This window comes from Mycobacterium sp. (assembly GCF_044370595.1).
Taxonomy (GTDB): domain Bacteria; phylum Actinomycetota; class Actinomycetes; order Mycobacteriales; family Mycobacteriaceae; genus Mycobacterium.
Genome location: NZ_JBILVF010000076.1, coordinates 1 through 15,018, shown reverse-complemented (window position 1 = coordinate 15,018; position 15,018 = coordinate 1). Strand labels below are relative to the sequence as shown.

17 protein-coding genes and 1 tRNA gene are annotated in these 15,018 nt (G+C 66.6%); 10 read left to right on the top strand and 8 right to left on the bottom strand.

The window, feature by feature from the left end:
- The first annotated feature begins 51 nt into the window (after window positions 1-51).
- Window positions 52-126: transfer RNA gene (locus tag ADBZ5N_RS11450), tRNA-Val, on the top strand.
- Window positions 127-181: 55 nt separating this feature from the next.
- On the opposite strand, the gene ADBZ5N_RS11445 is transcribed toward ADBZ5N_RS11450, so the two are convergent.
- Both ADBZ5N_RS11445 and ADBZ5N_RS11440 read right to left on the bottom strand, forming a co-directional pair.
- A complete protein-coding gene (locus ADBZ5N_RS11445; protein ID WP_526257605.1) occupies window positions 182-832 on the bottom strand; it encodes a transposase in 651 nt (216 codons plus the stop codon).
- A complete protein-coding gene (locus ADBZ5N_RS11440; protein ID WP_526257604.1) occupies window positions 760-1,365 on the bottom strand; it encodes an IS110 family transposase in 606 nt (201 codons plus the stop codon). Before ADBZ5N_RS11440 ends, ADBZ5N_RS11445 begins: the two co-directional genes overlap by 73 nt.
- A 291-nt stretch (window positions 1,366-1,656) precedes the next feature.
- Here ADBZ5N_RS11440 and ADBZ5N_RS11435 point away from each other — a divergent pair, with 291 nt between their 5' ends.
- From ADBZ5N_RS11435 to ADBZ5N_RS11425, 3 genes are all read left to right on the top strand, one after another.
- Window positions 1,657-1,836, top strand: coding sequence for a hypothetical protein (locus tag ADBZ5N_RS11435; RefSeq protein ID WP_526257603.1), 180 nt, complete (start codon window positions 1,657-1,659; stop codon window positions 1,834-1,836).
- Complete coding sequence (locus tag ADBZ5N_RS11430) at window positions 1,833-2,129, top strand: hypothetical protein (protein ID WP_526257602.1); 297 nt, start codon at window positions 1,833-1,835, stop codon at window positions 2,127-2,129. Before ADBZ5N_RS11435 ends, ADBZ5N_RS11430 begins: the two co-directional genes overlap by 4 nt.
- A gap of 405 nt (window positions 2,130-2,534) precedes the next feature.
- On the top strand, window positions 2,535-3,080 hold the full coding sequence (locus ADBZ5N_RS11425) for a hypothetical protein (RefSeq protein ID WP_526257601.1): 546 nt from the start codon (window positions 2,535-2,537) through the stop codon (window positions 3,078-3,080).
- Here the strand turns inward: ADBZ5N_RS11425 and ADBZ5N_RS11420 are convergent.
- The 3 genes from ADBZ5N_RS11420 to ADBZ5N_RS11410 are packed head-to-tail and all read right to left on the bottom strand — an operon-like array spanning window position 3,070 to window position 6,282.
- The gene (locus ADBZ5N_RS11420; protein WP_526257600.1) at window positions 3,070-3,573 is read right to left on the bottom strand and encodes a hypothetical protein; all 504 of its coding nucleotides are present in this window, start codon (window positions 3,571-3,573) and stop codon (window positions 3,070-3,072) included. The two genes, ADBZ5N_RS11425 and ADBZ5N_RS11420, sit on opposite strands and share 11 nt — an antisense overlap.
- Before the next feature lie 33 nt (window positions 3,574-3,606).
- Window positions 3,607-4,419 (bottom strand): 1-acyl-sn-glycerol-3-phosphate acyltransferase, encoded by an 813-nt coding sequence (locus ADBZ5N_RS11415; protein WP_526257599.1) that lies wholly within the window; start codon window positions 4,417-4,419, stop codon window positions 3,607-3,609.
- Window positions 4,420-4,434: 15 nt separating this feature from the next.
- Window positions 4,435-6,282 (bottom strand): AMP-dependent synthetase/ligase, encoded by a 1,848-nt coding sequence (locus tag ADBZ5N_RS11410; protein WP_526257598.1) that lies wholly within the window; start codon window positions 6,280-6,282, stop codon window positions 4,435-4,437.
- 453 nt (window positions 6,283-6,735) lie between these two features.
- On the opposite strand from ADBZ5N_RS11410, the gene ADBZ5N_RS11405 reads away from it, so the two are divergent.
- Entirely contained in the window at window positions 6,736-7,266 is a 531-nt protein-coding gene (locus tag ADBZ5N_RS11405; RefSeq protein WP_526257606.1) for a GNAT family N-acetyltransferase, read from the top strand.
- A 13-nt stretch (window positions 7,267-7,279) separates the two neighbouring features.
- Here the strand turns inward: ADBZ5N_RS11405 and zapE are convergent, their stop codons facing one another.
- On the bottom strand, window positions 7,280-8,287 hold the full coding sequence (zapE, locus tag ADBZ5N_RS11400; protein ID WP_526257597.1) for a cell division protein ZapE: 1,008 nt from the start codon (window positions 8,285-8,287) through the stop codon (window positions 7,280-7,282).
- Window positions 8,288-8,336: 49 nt separating this feature from the next.
- Here zapE and ADBZ5N_RS11395 point away from each other — a divergent pair, with 49 nt between their 5' ends.
- From ADBZ5N_RS11395 to ADBZ5N_RS11375, 5 genes are read left to right on the top strand one after another with little or no spacing between them, the layout of a single operon-like run.
- Window positions 8,337-9,107, top strand: coding sequence for a pyrimidine reductase family protein (locus ADBZ5N_RS11395; RefSeq protein ID WP_526257596.1), 771 nt, complete (start codon window positions 8,337-8,339; stop codon window positions 9,105-9,107).
- Window positions 9,108-9,138: 31 nt separating this feature from the next.
- Complete coding sequence (locus tag ADBZ5N_RS11390; RefSeq protein ID WP_526257595.1) at window positions 9,139-10,698, top strand: alpha/beta fold hydrolase; 1,560 nt, start codon at window positions 9,139-9,141, stop codon at window positions 10,696-10,698.
- Between the two features lie 36 nt (window positions 10,699-10,734).
- Window positions 10,735-12,018, top strand: a complete 1,284-nt coding sequence (locus ADBZ5N_RS11385; RefSeq protein ID WP_526257594.1) for a glycosyltransferase 87 family protein — start codon at window positions 10,735-10,737, stop codon at window positions 12,016-12,018.
- Entirely contained in the window at window positions 12,015-12,434 is a 420-nt protein-coding gene (gene msrB, locus ADBZ5N_RS11380; RefSeq protein ID WP_526257593.1) for a peptide-methionine (R)-S-oxide reductase MsrB, read from the top strand. Before ADBZ5N_RS11385 ends, msrB begins: the two co-directional genes overlap by 4 nt.
- Window positions 12,431-13,897 carry an MFS transporter gene (locus ADBZ5N_RS11375; RefSeq protein WP_526257592.1) on the top strand — a complete coding sequence of 489 codons (1,467 nt, stop codon included), beginning with the start codon at window positions 12,431-12,433 and terminating at the stop codon, window positions 13,895-13,897. The genes msrB and ADBZ5N_RS11375 overlap by 4 nt, the downstream gene beginning before the upstream one ends.
- Before the next feature lie 21 nt (window positions 13,898-13,918).
- Here the strand turns inward: ADBZ5N_RS11375 and hemQ are convergent, their stop codons facing one another.
- Both hemQ and ADBZ5N_RS11365 read right to left on the bottom strand, forming a co-directional pair.
- Entirely contained in the window at window positions 13,919-14,623 is a 705-nt protein-coding gene (gene hemQ, locus ADBZ5N_RS11370; protein ID WP_526257591.1) for a hydrogen peroxide-dependent heme synthase, read from the bottom strand.
- A gap of 5 nt (window positions 14,624-14,628) precedes the next feature.
- Window positions 14,629-15,018, bottom strand: a 390-nt coding sequence (locus tag ADBZ5N_RS11365) for an FAD-dependent oxidoreductase (RefSeq protein ID WP_526257590.1), incomplete at its 5' end; no start/stop codon positions are given.

Genomic DNA, 15,018 nt, shown 5'->3' with positions numbered 1-15,018 from the left:
AAGCCGTGCACACGGGTTCGATTCCCGTCTCCACCTCCGATTTGCAGCCCGGCGCGATTAGCTCAGCGGGAGAGCGCTTCCCTGACACGGAAGAGGTCACTGGTTCAATCCCAGTATCGCGCACCACGTTCATCGAGTTCGGTGCCAAACGGAGCGCTGATGCTCCTATTCGTGTTACGAGTCAAGCGGCATTGATGAGCTGGTTGTTTAGCCATTTGCGGTAGTTGGCGGCCAGGGTGTCGTCACGTTTGAGGCCGCGTTCGAGCCGGGAGATGTCGTTTGGCCAGAGACCGAAGGGTTCTGCGGCGGCGGCCAAGGTGATGTTTTGAGCCAACCGCGCTGGACGTAGGTCGCTGTAGTCGTCAATCGGGCAGGGTGCGGTGAGGTGTTTGAACATCTCTCGGGCGATGGCTCGTTTGAGCAGGCGCAGTATGTCTTTCTTGGATCGGCCGGCAGCGAGTTGGCGGGTGACGTAGTCGCGTGTGCGTGTGTCGTGAGACCAGCGAACCAGGGCGATGTGGTGCAGGGCGTTGTTGGCGGCGCGGTCTCCGCCGCGGGAAAGCCGGTGCCGAGTGGTCTTTCCGGATGAAGCTGGGATCGGCGCGGCGCCGGCCAGCATCGCGAACGCGGCCTCCGACCGGAGTCGGTGGCTGTTGGTGCCGGCGGTGATGAGCAGTTGAGCGGCGGTGTCGGGACCTACGCCGTAGGCGGCGCGCAGGGCGGGATTGAGGGCGTTGGTCAGGGTGTCGAGCTCGGCGGTCAGTTCGCGGTCTTGGCGTTCGAGGAACTCAACGCGTTGAGCCAGTGCCTTGCAGGCGAACCCGGGCGGCACCGGCTCAGCGCCTCGATCAGTCGCAGCGTGGTGGAATAGCGGCGGTAGCGCTCCCGCAGGTCGGCGGGGGCGGTCACGAGGAGGTCTTTGATCTGCTGGATGGCTGCGGTGCGGGCTTTGACCGCGCCGCGGCGGGCGATCAGCAGCGCTTTGAGCGCTCCTGTGTTCAGGTCTTTCGGCACGGCCAGGCCGTGGCCGCCCAGCACCGCGCGGGCGGCGCTGTAGGCATCGAGGGGATCGGATTTGCCTTGCCGGCGCCGAGCTGACCGGTCGGGGCGGTTGACCTCGACGACGTGAATGCCGTTGTGCTGTAGTGCGCGTGTGATGCCGGCGCCGTAGCTGCTGGTTCCTTCGACGCCGACACTGACAATCTCGCCGTAGCTGCGGGCCCAGCAAATGGCAGTCCAGTAGTTGGCCGGGGTGGTGCGGAATTCGGCATCACCGAGGGGTTGGCCCGTGTCGGTGAGGGCGGCGAGGTGGATGGTGTCGAGGTGGGTGTCGATGCCGATGACGACTCGGCGTGGGGATGTCACGATGGTGGTGTCCTCTCCGTGCAATGAACCGTGTGGTGGGTGACAACCCGGTGGGGCGGGCAGACAAGACATTGATGAGGAACTGCCAGGCTCCTGATTAGGTCATGTCCGCCCCGCCGGGTTCTCGGCGGCGCTTGCCCGCACGGCGCTGGTGGGACACATCAATTGGAAGACAACCCAGCAGGGCGTCAGTCAGACCCAGGGTCATCACCAGCGGCGAACGGGCAAGACCATCCTCACCCGAACCGAGTTATCAGAATCAATGTCCGACCCCGCCGATACGGTGCAATCATGACGACCGCTGCTTGGGTAATGGTTGCGATCACCGGAGCGCTGCTCCTCTTGGGTGCATGGATGGGAATGTGCATCGACGCCAACCGGCGGGCAGCCGACCACGACGGTGCCGCCCGACGCCTGTCGAAGCAAGTCGTGGACGAACTCAATCTGCTCAACCGTCCGGAACCCTGGTGAATCCGACACCCGACGCCGACTCCCCCAGCCCGCCACCACCGGCGGGCACAACGTGGACCGGCGATTGGGACGAGCAGTTCCACGACCGAATTTACGGTGCCGATCCAGTCCCGATCGGGCCCGTCGCTGCGCTGCTGACCGGGGTGCAGCACCGCAACGGGTCCACGGTCAGCGGGGTGGCGCTTCGGGTCGCAGGCGCAGTGGTCGATCTGACTCCGGTACAGGCCCGCGAACTGGCCGAGGTGCTCACCGCTTTAGCGGACCGGGCGGAGGCCCTCGACGGATTGGCGTAGCGCTTTAACGCGCGCGCTGTACCGCTCGCGACTCTGGGCAGGTGGCGGCTGTTGCTCATAGCTGATCGGTTGATCGCTGCAGCTGGCGAAGGCCACGATCATTCCGCTGAGCGGGACCATCTCATTAGGAAGTCACAGCGGGTTTCTTTTGTTTTCATGCCCGGGTTCCCCCGGCTTTTCCGACACCGCCGTCATCAAGACTTGAGGCAATACACCGCGCTCGTAGCGCCCGGCGGCCGCGGCGGCCGCGGGCTTGGGGTTGTGTCGTTGCAAGGCGCCGGGATGCGGGCGCTGATCGGGGCCGTGCGGACCGGTGTTCCTCAGACCCGAACCCCCAACCCAAGGGATTTACCCCTAAACTGACGTCCCAGTCAGACGCAAGTCATCTAGGGACCTGGGCAAGAAATGGGTGAACACTTGGTGGGCGAATTTCAGCACTCTCAGCCCGAACAGCGCTCGGCAGCGGTCCAAGCCGCCGCAGACGAACTCGCCGATCACCTCAAGCATCTGGCCGATCAGCTGGGTTCGACCAGCGAACCCACACGGATTCCGTACGGGCCGGGCCGGCTCGGAAACTCGTTACGGCGGCGGTCACCTGAGGGCTTTGTTGTCGACCCGGTCAACCTCCAGATGGTGCTCCCGGACGGCCGACTGTGGAGTTACTCCCGCAGCGACGCCCACCGCTTCCCCGTCGGGCGCATCTACGACGCCCGAACCGACCACGTGGGATTCGTAGGAGGACGCTCCTTCCCCGGCGGAACCGAGTTCAACTTCCTCGGCGCTGTCATCGGCAAATACACCTTCGGCTTCGCCAACGGGGACGCCGAGTCGTCACCGAACGGCCTGTACGCCATCGTCAGTGCGGGCCGGGAGGTCAGGCACGTGCGCGCCGAGGACGCCTTCGCAGATCTTGCCCACACCCTCTCTGCCGCAACGCGACCTACTGCTTGACCCAGAGGCAGTCTCCGGCCAGTTCGGCGTAGAAGAGGCTGGGCGACATCTCCAGTGTCAGGGGCTTGCCCTGCGCTGCCTCGACAACCTGGGGTGGGGCAAGGACTCCCGCCTCCACCACGGTGGTCAGCGTCGCACGGCACGATGCCTCCGGCTTGCGTGGCGTGGCCGTCCATCGCCCGGAGGACAGGTTGGGGTTACGCATTCCCTGGCCGTGCAGGATGATCGGCGCCCCATAACTCAACCATGTGTCATTGGGCGGGAAAGGCGTCTGAACCACCGCCCAGGCGTAGCCGCGGCCGACCTCACGGCAGGCCACATAGGTGGTCTGGTCCGGAAGCAGCGTCATGGCGTCTCCCAGTTCGGCGGTACAGCCCATCCCCACCGAGGGCGGCGGCGTGTCAGCGTGCGCGGCCGCCGTCGGCCCCAGGACGCAGACCCCCACCATCGCGCACAGCACACCGCGGAAATGCGCCATCGCTGCTCCCGTCACGCCGACCTCGTACTGATTAACCGTACGTTGCGGTCAGCCGATGATCGGGAAGCGACGTCGGCGGGCCAGTCGATCGAGCGTTGCCTGCATCACCCGGCGCACGCGCCCGTCAACCTTCTCCACGTCCGGATCGGCGCCCCACTGTGCCCGGATGTCGATGGGGTCGAGCACTTCACTGACGATCTTCGACGGGAGCGGCATGTTGACCGGCACCAACACGCTCAGCCCGAACGGCAATCCGAATGACACCGGCAGTATGTCGGTGCGGAACACCCGCCGCTCGAACTTGTCCAGACGCAGCGCTTTGGCCAGCCACCTGCCACGGCTGAGGAACCACTGGGTCTCCTGACCGCCGATGGACACCACCGGCACGATCGGTGCGTCCGCAGCCACGGCGACCTCGATGTAGCCGATGTGGCCGGCGAAGTCGATGACGTTTTCCACCACCGTGGGCCGGTAGACCTCGATATCACCGCCCGGATAGACCAGGACCGCGCTGTCTGCGGCCAGCGCGGCCGCCGCGTTTGCGTGGTTGGCCTCAATGACTCCCAGGTGCGGCAGGAACTCGGCGGCCGGACCGTGGAACAGGGTGTCGTGTCCCAGCACGTAGAGCGGCTTGGAATAGCCGAAGCGGTGGTAGTAATCCACCGCGAATATCGCGAAGTCCGGGGTCATCAGGCCCCCGGAGTGGTTACCCACCAACAAACAACGCCCCGCCGGGATCCGCTCAAGACCACGCACCTCGGTCCGGTGGTAGACCTTCAGCGCCGGACGAAGCAGGTCGATGACGTGCCGCGTCAGATCTTGGTCCCACCGGCCGACCTGAGTCGGCCGGTCGGTGTCCACGCTCCCCCGCCGACCCTAGCCGTACAGGTCGTCGATCTTGCCGTGGAAGTTATCCACGACGACCTTGCGCTTGAGTTTGAGGCTCGGCGTCAGGTCACCGGCCTCCACCGTCAACTCGCGGTCGATGATGTCGAACCGCTTGACCTGCTCCCAGCGGTTGAGGTGCTTGTTGAGTTCCTCGACGTAGCCGCCGACCATGTCGCGGGTCTTGGCGTCACGGGCGACCTCGCCGAACGACTTGCCGCCCAAACCGTTGGCGGCGGCCCATTCCTTGATGGCCTCGCCTTCGAGGCTGACCAGAGCCACGCAGTACGGCTTGCCCTCGCCGTAGACGATGATCTCGCTGGCATACGGGCAGATGGCCTTGAAGTTCGCCGAGATCGCCGAGGGCGCAACGTATTTGCCCTGCGACGTCTTGAACATGTCCTTCTTGCGGTCGGTGATCCGCAGGAAGCCCTCGGCATCCAGTTCGCCGATATCGCCGGTGTGGAACCAACCGTCGGACTCGATCGCCTCGGCGGTGGCCTCCGGCAGATTGTGGTAGCCGTTCATGATCCCGGGACCCTTGAGCAGGATCTCGCCGTCCTCGGCGATCCTGACCTCGGTCTGCGGGAAGGTCCAGCCGACGGTGCCGAACCGGTACGCATGAGGGCGGTTCAACGACGAGGCCGCGGATGTCTCGGTCAGGCCATAGCCCTCGAGCACGACGACGCCGATGGCGTCGAACCATTGCGCGATCTCCCGGTCCAGCGCGGCCGACCCGGAGATGAAGAACCGCAGACGTCCACCGAAGCGGTCCCGGATCTTCGACAGAACAAGCGTGTCCGCCAGTTTGTATTGCGCTCCCAGCAGCGGCGAGACGCTCTCCCCGGCCTGTTTGGCCCGCGACACCTGCGTGCCGACCCCGATGGCCCAGTCGAACAGCTTTTTCTTGACCCCACCCTCCCTGGCCATCATCTCGTTGATACGGCCGTGCACCTTCTCGAAGATGCGCGGGACGGCACCCATGATGGTGGGGCGGACTTCGGCCAGGTTCTCCACGATCTTGTCCACCCGACCATCGATGACGGTCGGGAAACCGACGGCCAGCGGAAGGGCCAGCATCACCTTGCCGAAGGCGTGCGCCAGCGGCAGCCACACGAAGTTGAGGTCCTTGTCGGTCAGCACTCCGAGGGAATCCATGGCCGCCGCGGTGTAGGTCCACGACGATTGCATCAGGCGGACACCCTTGGGCTTCCCAGTGGTGCCGGAGGTGTAGATCAGGGTCGCCAACTGGTCCGGACGGATCGCGTCGATGCGGTCGTTGACCGCGTTGGGCGAATCGGCGAGCAGCTGCTTGCCCAGTTGCTCAAGCTCATCGATGCTCATCACCCAGTCACCGTCGTCGCCGTCTCCGACTCCGTCGATGATCACCACCTTCTCCACCGCCGGCAATTGCGAGCGGTGGGCGACCAACTTGTCGACCTGGGTCTGATCCTCGGCGATGACGATGCGGCTGCCGGAGTTGGCGACGATGAACGCCACGTCCTCGGCATTGGTGGTCGGATACACCGTGGTGGTGGCCGCGCCCGCGGCCAGGATCGCGAAATCGGCGACCACCCACTCGTAGCGGGTGCCCGATGCCAGGGCCACTCGTTCCTCGGGTTCGATGCCGAGCGCGATCAGCCCGGCCGCAAGCCGCTCGACCCGCTCACCGACCTGTTGCCAGGTGACACTGGCCCAGCCGCCGTTGTCCGGGAACCGGAACGCCTCACTGTTGGGGGTAGCTGCTACGCGGGCTCGGAACATCTGCGGCACGGATTCGGGCCGGTCCTCGATCTTGGAGATGTCGAGCCGCTCTTGGGATTTATGCAGGCCTGCCATGGTGCAAGTCTATGAAACGCCGCCTCGGGCGTTGCAGGGGATCCGCAAAGACGCGGCTACCAGCGGTTCGTCGTCGGGACAGCGGTGGCAGGCAGCCAGATCCCGACCAACTGCAGCCGGGGTCGGTTACTCAGGGAAGCGGCGGAGGCGGGACTCCGGGCGGGGCGACGCACGAGCCCGTCACACCGTCGAGCAGGGTGCCCCCCGGGCACCATCCGGGCACGCACTGGAATCCGGGCGTCGTGGTGTCTTCATGCTGACCGATCGGGCACCCCGGCTCAGCGGACACCGGAGCCATCGGCGCGGCTCCCCAACATGCGGCCGCGGCACACATAATCCAGGCCGAGCGGCGAACCTTCGAGTACATCCGTCTCACCTCCGCAGACGACCCGATGTTAACGGCGGCCCGGTGCCGAATCCGGCAGGCGCACCGATATGTCAGCATTGGCTGCGATGGCGATCTCGGTCACACCGGCCAACGGCCCCGACGCCGCCAGACTGGCCGCCGTCGCCGCGGCGACGTTCCCGCTGGCCTGTCCGCCGTCAGCGGTCGCCGAGGATGTCGCAGCCTTCATCGCCACACACCTGTCGATTCAGCGTTTCGGCGACTACCTCACCGATACGAACCGAATTGTTTTCCGCGCCAGCGACGGTGACCGGATCATCGGCTACACAATGCTGATCCGCGGAATCGGCGGCGATCCGGACATCGCCCGCGCGGTGCACGCGCGTCCCGCCGTGGAAGTGTCGAAAATGTACGTACTGCCCAGCCACCACCGCACCGGTGCGGCGTCGGCCCTGATGCGCGCGGGGATCGACTGGGCCAAAGCCGACGGTGCCGCCGCGATGTGGCTCGGAGTCAACGAGACCAACGCTCGGGCACAACGGTTCTACCGCAAGCACGGATTCAAGCACGCCGGGTCGCGCACGTTCCGGCTCGGTGCGGGCACCGAGGCCGACTTTGTGATGGTGCGTGCGGTTTAGCGCAGCAGCCTCCTCATCGGGCCAGAGCCAACAGCCGTGAGGTGGCCCGCAGATACTTTTTGCGGTAGCCACCGGCCAGCATCTCCTCGGAGAACAGCGTGTCCAGTTTCGCCCCGGAGGTAACCACCGGGATACCCGCGTCGTACAGGCGGTCGGTCAGTGCCACAAGGCGCAGGGCCACGCTCTGGTCGTCGAGTGGATGCACACCGGTGATGTGTACCGCGGACACGCCCTCGATCAACGCCAGATAACGCGACGGATGCATGGTGGCCAGATGGGCGCATAGTTCGTCGAAGTCGTCGAGGGCGGCCCCCGGGGTCGCCTCGGCGTGCGCGGCGACCTCGGCATCCGACAGCGGCTCAGGTGCCGGCGGCAGTCCGCGGTGCCGGTAGTCGGGCCCTTCGATCCGGACCGTGGTGAAAATGCCTGCCAGGGTGTTGATTTCGCGCAGGAAGTCCTGCGCCGCGAAGCGGCCCTCGCCGAGTTGTTCGGGCAAGGTGTTCGACGTCGCAGCGATGGAGACCCCGCGTTCGACAAGCTGGGAGAGCATCCGTGAGATCAACGTCGTGTTGCCGGGGTCGTCGAGTTCGAACTCGTCGATGCACACCACGGTGTAATCGCCGAGCAGGTCGATGCACTCGACGAAACCGAACACCCCGGCCAGTTGAGTGAGCTCACCGAAAGTGGCGAACGCCTTGGGATGCTCGGCGGACTCCGGCAGTCGCCAGTACGACGACGCCAGTAAATGGGTCTTGCCGACACCGAAGCCGCCGTCCAGGTAAAGCCCCACCCCGGGAAGCGGTTCGCGTCTGCCGAACAGCTTGCGCCGGCCGGCGCGGCGGCGTAGGGCCTCATCGCAGAAACTCAGGCAGGACGTCACCGCGGCGGTCTGGGTCGGCTCACCGGGATCGGGGCGGTAGCTGTCAAAGCTGACGTCGACGAACGTGGGCGGCGGCACGAGTTGGGCGATCAGCCGCTGCGGGGTAACGGCGGGATGACGGTCCACCAGGCGGCCAGGCATGGCAAGGACTGTATCGACGGCCCGGGAGTCGACGTGCTGCAATCGAGGCATGGAAAACAACGACGCCGTGCGGTTCACCCTGCTCGGCGGCGGCCCGCCCGTGGACGAAGAGGAGCTGTACCGGCTCTACTCCTACCCCGGGGAGCTGACCCGGTGTGTGGTGCGCGGCAATGTGATCGCCAGTCTGGACGGTGCCGCCACCACCGACGGAACCTCCGGCGGGCTGGGCGGCGCAGGGGACCGATGGCTGTTCGCGGTGCAGCGGGAACTGGCCGATGTGATCGTCGTAGGAGCCGGCACAGCCCGCACGGAGAACTACGGCGGCGCGCGGATGTCGGTGGCCCAGCGCCGTCGTCGTCAGGCCCGCGGACAGGGCGAGGTGCCGCCCATCGCGCTGGTCACCCGGACCGGATTGGTCGAACACGACATGGCGGTGCTGACCGGCAGTGAAGTGCCGCCGCTGGTGTTGACCTGCGCGGCATCCGCCGGCGTTGCCCGCGACCGGGTCGGCGGAGCCGCCGAGGTGGTGGACTGCTCCGCAGCGGACCCGCATCAGGTCGACCTTCCGGTTTTGCTACAGCGGCTGGCTCAGCGGGGACTGTTCCGGGTGCTCACCGAGGGTGGCCCGAGCCTGCTCGGCGGGTTCGTGGCCCAAAACCTACTTGACGAGGTGTGCCTGACATCTGCCCCACTGCTGGTGGGCGGCAACGCCGTCCGGATCGCCACCGGCGGCGCCGACGTGCTCACCCGACTGCGTGGGGCACATGTGCTCAGCGATGAGGATGGCTACCTGTACGCGCGCTACGTCCGCATCCGCTGAGGTCGACCCGCCGGTCGCTACTGTGGTGGGCATGCGTCGGCAGGGTCGGGTCATCGTCGCGGTCAGTTGCGCCGCGCTGATGCTCACCGGCTGTGCACCCTGGCTGGCGGCCAACCCGCAGTTCGCCACGGATTCCGCGGGCAACCCCGACGGCGTCCCGACGACCACCACGTCGAGCGGCGGCCCGGCCGAATTACTGGCACCGAAGAACGACCTGGTGTGGAAGGACTGCACCGGCAAGGCGTTCGGCGATGCCGGCGCCAAGCCGCTGCCCGGTGTCGCACTGGAGTGCGCCGAATTCGACGCCGACCTCGACCCAGTAGCCGGCGCCACCGGCACCATCACCATCGGCGCCATGCGGGCGCGCTCGGCGCAAACCCCGCCGGATGCCGCCCCGCTGGTGGTCACCACCGGTTCGGACATGCCGTCCTCACTGCAACTTCCGGTCTGGTTGACCCGCTCCGGCGGTGACGTTTTGACCCGGCATCCCATCGTCGCCGTCGACCGCCGCGGCATGGGGTTGTCCAGCCCGATCGACTGCCGCGATCAGTTCGACCGCACCCAGATGCGCGAGCAGGCCCAGAGCGAACCAGGCGACGATCCGGTGGCCAACCTGGGTGCCATCACGCTGACCGCCACCACAGCATGCACCGATGCGCTGGCCCCCGGCGAGTCGTCCTACGACAGCGCACGCGCCGCCGAGGACATCGAGCGGCTGCGCAGCACCTGGGATGTCCCCTCGCTGGCGTTGCTGGGTATCGGCAACGGCACCCAGGTGGTGCTGGCCTACACCGGGTCACATCCGGAAAAGGTCGCCCGGCTCATCCTCGACTCCCCCACCCCGCCCGGTGCCGGCGCGGAGGCCCTCGCCGAGGATCAGGTCAAGGCCCAGCAGAGCGCACTCGACGAGTGGGCCGCTCAGTGTCTAGCGGCCAACTGTGTGCTCGGACCGGACCCCAAGGGCGCCGTCGACGGACTGCTGGCGGCTGCCCGCAGCGGCCGCGGCCCGGGCGGTATGTCGGCGGCGGTCATGGTCAACGCCATCGTCACGGCCCTGGGTTATCCCACCGGCGACCGGGTAATCAACACCGTCAAACTGGCAGACGCGCTGGCCGCCGCCCGCACCGGCGACATCAACCAGCTCAACAGTCTGGTGAACCAGGCCGAGGCGCTGCGCGGCACCGACGGCCAGTTCGTCAACGGCTGCAGCGATGCCCTCAACAGACCCAGTCCGGATCGGGTCCGCGAACTCGTCGTCGCCTGGGGCAAGACCTACCCGCAGTTCGGAACAGTCGGGGCGCTGAATCTGGTGAAGTGCCTGAACTGGCCCAGCGGCTCGGCGCCGCAGGATCCCCAGGACCTCAAAGTCAACGCCCTGCTGCTCGGTGTACAGAACGACCCGATCGCCGGTTCGCAGGGAGTGGCCGCTGTGGCGGCGACGATCATCAACGCCGGCGCCAACAGTCGGCGGGTGATGTGGCAGGGCACCGGTCACGGCGCCGTCGTCTACTCCCCATGCGCGATGCGGCCGGTATTGGAATACCTGACCACTGGCAGCATCCCGCAGACCGACACCTTCTGCCCCGCCTGACCGGCTCGGGCACCGCGCCGGTGTACGGTGCGGATCGTGGCAGCCAGTCAACTCCTGCGCAACGCCTTTGGTCCCCGGACCAGCCCGCTGAGCACCCAGGACGTCGTGCGGATCGCGCTGTGGCCGATCGCGATAATGTCGATCATCCACCGCAGTTACGTGCTGACTTCCAACGGCTACATCACCGACGACTGGGCACCTGTCTACTGGGCGCTGCGTCACTTCCGCGCCAGCGAGCCGGTGTACACCGATGTGTTCACCGAGGTTGATCCGCACTACCTGTACCCGCCGGGCGGCACTCTGCTGATGGCGCCGTTCGGCTACATCGACAGCATCTACGCCGCCCGCAACTGGTTCATCCTGCTCAACACGCTGGCCATCATCGCAGCCTGCTATCTGCTGGTGCGGTTGTTCAAATTCTCAATGCGGTCCCCGGCACTGCCCGCCCTGCTAGCAGCGGCCTTCGTCACCGAATCGGTGACCAACACCCTGGTGTTCACCAACATCAACGGCTGCATCCTGCTGTGCGAGGTGCTGTTCTTCCGCTGGCTGCTGGACGGCCGGCACAGCCGGGAATGGCTGGCGGGCATCGCGATTGGCCTCTCTCTGACGGTCAAACCCGTGCTGGCGGTGCTGCTGCTACTCCCGCTGCTCAACCGGCAGTGGCGGGCGCTGTTCGCCGCGGCGGCGGTGCCGTTGGCGTTCAACGCGGTGGCCTGGCCGCTGGTGGTCGACCGCGGCAACTTCATTCACCGCACGCTGCCCTACATATTGACCACCCGGGATTACTTCAACTCCTCGGTGCTGGGCAACGGCATCTACTACGGACTGCCGATGTGGTTGATCACCGGCCTGCGCCTGCTGTTCGTGGCTCTGGCGGTGGGCAGCCTGTGGTTGCTGTACCGCTACTACCACAAGCGCGACCCGCTGTTTTGGATGCTGAGCTCCTCGGGTGTGCTGCTGATCACCTCCTGGCTGGTGCTGTCCCTGGCGCAGGGCTACTACTCGATGATGCTGTTCCCGTTCCTGATGACGGTGGTGCTGCCCAATTCGGTGCTGCGGAACTGGCCGGCCTGGTTGGCCACCTACGGGTTCCTGACGCTGGACCGCTGGCTGATGTGGCGCTGGCCCACCACCGGGCGGTTCCTGGAGTACATGAAGATCACCTACGGTTGGTCGCTGATGCTGGTGGTGGTGTTCTGCGTGCTGTACTACCGCTATCTCGACGCCCGCGACGACGGCCGCCTCGATGAGGGAATCGACCCGCCCTGGATGACACCGCGTCCCCGGGAGCCCGACCGCGCTAGCGTGGGTGCATGAATCCGGTTCCCCCACCCAAGCTGGAACTGTCTGACGCCGAGTGGCGCACGCACCTGAGCCCGCAGGAGTACCACGTGCTGCGCCAGGCCGGAACCGAGCGGCCGTTCACCGGCGAGTACACCGACACCAAGACCGAAGGGGTGTACCAGTGTCGGGCCTGCGGGGCCGAATTGTTCCGCAGCACCGAGAAGTTCGAGTCGCACTGCGGGTGGCCGTCGTTCTTCGACCCGGCTCGCTCCGACGCGGTCATCCTGCGGTCGGATGAATCGCTGGGTATGCAGCGGGTCGAGGTGCTGTGCGCCAACTGCCACAGCCACCTCGGGCACGTGTTTTCCGGCGAGGGCTATCCGACGCCCACCGATCAGCGGTACTGCATCAACTCGATCTCGCTGAAACTGCGCCCCGCCGGGCCGTGAGCCTCTCCGGCGACTCCGGCCGCTCCAACAGTGTGCGTGTCGGGGCAGGTGAACTCAGTCCCCGCCGCAAGGCCGCTGTCCTTGCGACCTGCTGCCTCACCGTGCTGATCACCGGGATAGACCTGACCATCGCCAACCTCGCCATCCCCTCGATTCGTACCGACCTGACGGCCACCGGTGCGCACGCGCAGTGGGTCATTGCCATCTACGCGCTGGGCGTGGCGTCGCTGCAACTGCTGGGCGGCGCGGCCGGTGACAGGTTCGGCCGCCGCCGAATCCTGCAGATCGGAACAGCGATCTTCATGTTCGGCTCTCTGCTATGCGGCCTGGCAACCGACATCGATGTCCTGATCGCCGCACGGGCGGTCCAGGCGGTGGGCGCCTCGATGATGAATCCCGTTGCACTGGCGATCATCAGCCAGGTCTTCGTCGGGGCCGTCGAACGGGCCCGCGCGATCGGCATCTGGGGGGCGGTGTTCGGCGCGGCACTGGCGCTGGGGCCCGTCGTCGGCGGAGTGCTCATCGACGTACTCGGGTGGCGTTGGGTGTTCTGGATCAACCTCCCGATCAGCGCAGTGGCCATCGCCCTGTGCGCTGCGGTGGTGCCGGAAAGCAGATCGGCGACGATTCGCGGCCTCGACCCGGTCGGGCAGTTGCTTGCTGCCGGCAGCCTCTTCGGCCTGGTGTTCTTCCTGATCGAGAGCCCGGGTCGGGGCTGGACCCATCCGTGGGTCGTGGGGGCGGCCGCCGCCGCGGCATTGGCGTTCGTGGGCTTTCTCCGCTACGAATCGCGGCACGCCGATCCATTCATCGAACTGCGGTTCTTCCGATCGATTCCGTTCACTTCAGCGGCACTGACCGCGCTGTTCGTCTTCATGGTCTGGGGGGCCTTCCTGTTCATGATGTCGATCTACCTGCAGGGCTGGCGGGGCTACCCTGCCGTGCACGCAGGTCTGCTGTTACTGCCCGTCGGGCTCGCCGTCCTGGTGTTCTCGCCGATTTCGGGCCGAATGGTCGGCCGGATCGGCAACAGGCCGCCGCTGATGATCGCCGGGCTGATGACCGCCGCGATGTCGATGATGCTGATCTTCCTGACTCCGATGGCACCCCGATGGTTGCTGATGATGATCTTCGTATCCTTCGGCATCACCTTCGGCATGGTCACTGTGCCGATCAACTACGCCGCAGTGAGCGGTATGCCGCCGGACCGTGCCGGCGCAGCGGCGGGAGTCACCAGCACCAGCAAGCAGGTTGGCATCAGTCTGGGCGTCGCGCTAAGTGGTGTACTGGCCGCCGGCGCGCTGTCACCACCCGTCGGAGACTTCACCGCTGCGGCCGACCCGCTGTGGGTGTTCACCCTTGTTCTGGGGCTGGCAATCGCCGCGCTGGGCGTCATCTCAACCTCGCCGCGAGCCAAGCAGTCTGCCGAGCGGTTAACCCCGTTGATCGCACCCGTGAAATGAACCGGCGCTCGACATGAGCGACTACGGCAGCCGGGCAACCAATTCCCCGACCCCGACCCGCGGGCCGGTGTAGAACGGGATCTCCTCGCGGACGTGCAGGCGCGCCTCGGTGGCCCGCAGGTCGCGCATCAGGTCGACGATCCGGTGCAGTTCCGCGGCCTCGAACGCCAGAATCCACTCGTAGTCGCCGAGCGCGAAGGCTGGGACGGTGTTGGCCCGCACATCCTTGTAGCTGCGGGCTGCCATGCCGTGGTCGGCGAGCATCTTGCGGCGCTGGTCGTCGGGCAGCAGGTACCACTCCAGGGACCGCACGAACGGGTAGACGCACACGTAGTTACCCGGCTCCTCACCGGCCAGGAAGGCCGGCACGTGGCTCTTGTTGAACTCCGCCGGGCGGTGCAGGGCCACGCTGCTCCACACCGGGGTGCAGGCTCGGCCCAGCGTGGTGGCGCGGCGGAAGTCGCTGTAGGTCTGCTGGAGCGCCTCGACCCGCTCGGCGTGGGTCCAGATCATGAAGTCGGCGTCGGCGCGCATGCCGGCCACGTCGTAGAGGCCTCGGACCACCACACCGTCGTCCTCCTGCTGCTTGAGGAAGGTGGCGGTCTCGTCGGTCACCGCGGCGCGGGATTCCGCGTCGTAGCCGAGCACACCGGGGCGTACCGCAAACGAGGAGAACATCACGTAGCGAACAGTGGCGTTGAGCGCGTCGTAGTCCAGTCTCGCCATGTCACTTATGGTGCCACGCGGGCTGCGGCGGCCGCCGCGCTGGCCACACAGGCCGGCACTCCCACCCCATCGAGGAAGTTGCCTGCCACGGCCAGTCCCGGCGGCAGTTCAGCGCGGATCTCGGCAGCCAGCGCGCCGTGGCCAGGCCCGTACTGCGGCAGCGCGTCGATCCACCGGTGCACCATGACCGCCACCGGGTCCACGGCGATGCCGAAGACGGTGTTCAGATCCTGCACCGCCCACGCCTGCAGTTCCTCGTCGGAGGTGCTGCGGGCGATGTCGTCGCCGAACCGGCCGAAGGACATCCGGAGCAGTTCAGCATCACCGGCGCGGCCCCACTTGCGGGTGGACAACGTGATCGCCTTGGAATGCAGATCTTCCCCGCTGGCCACCAG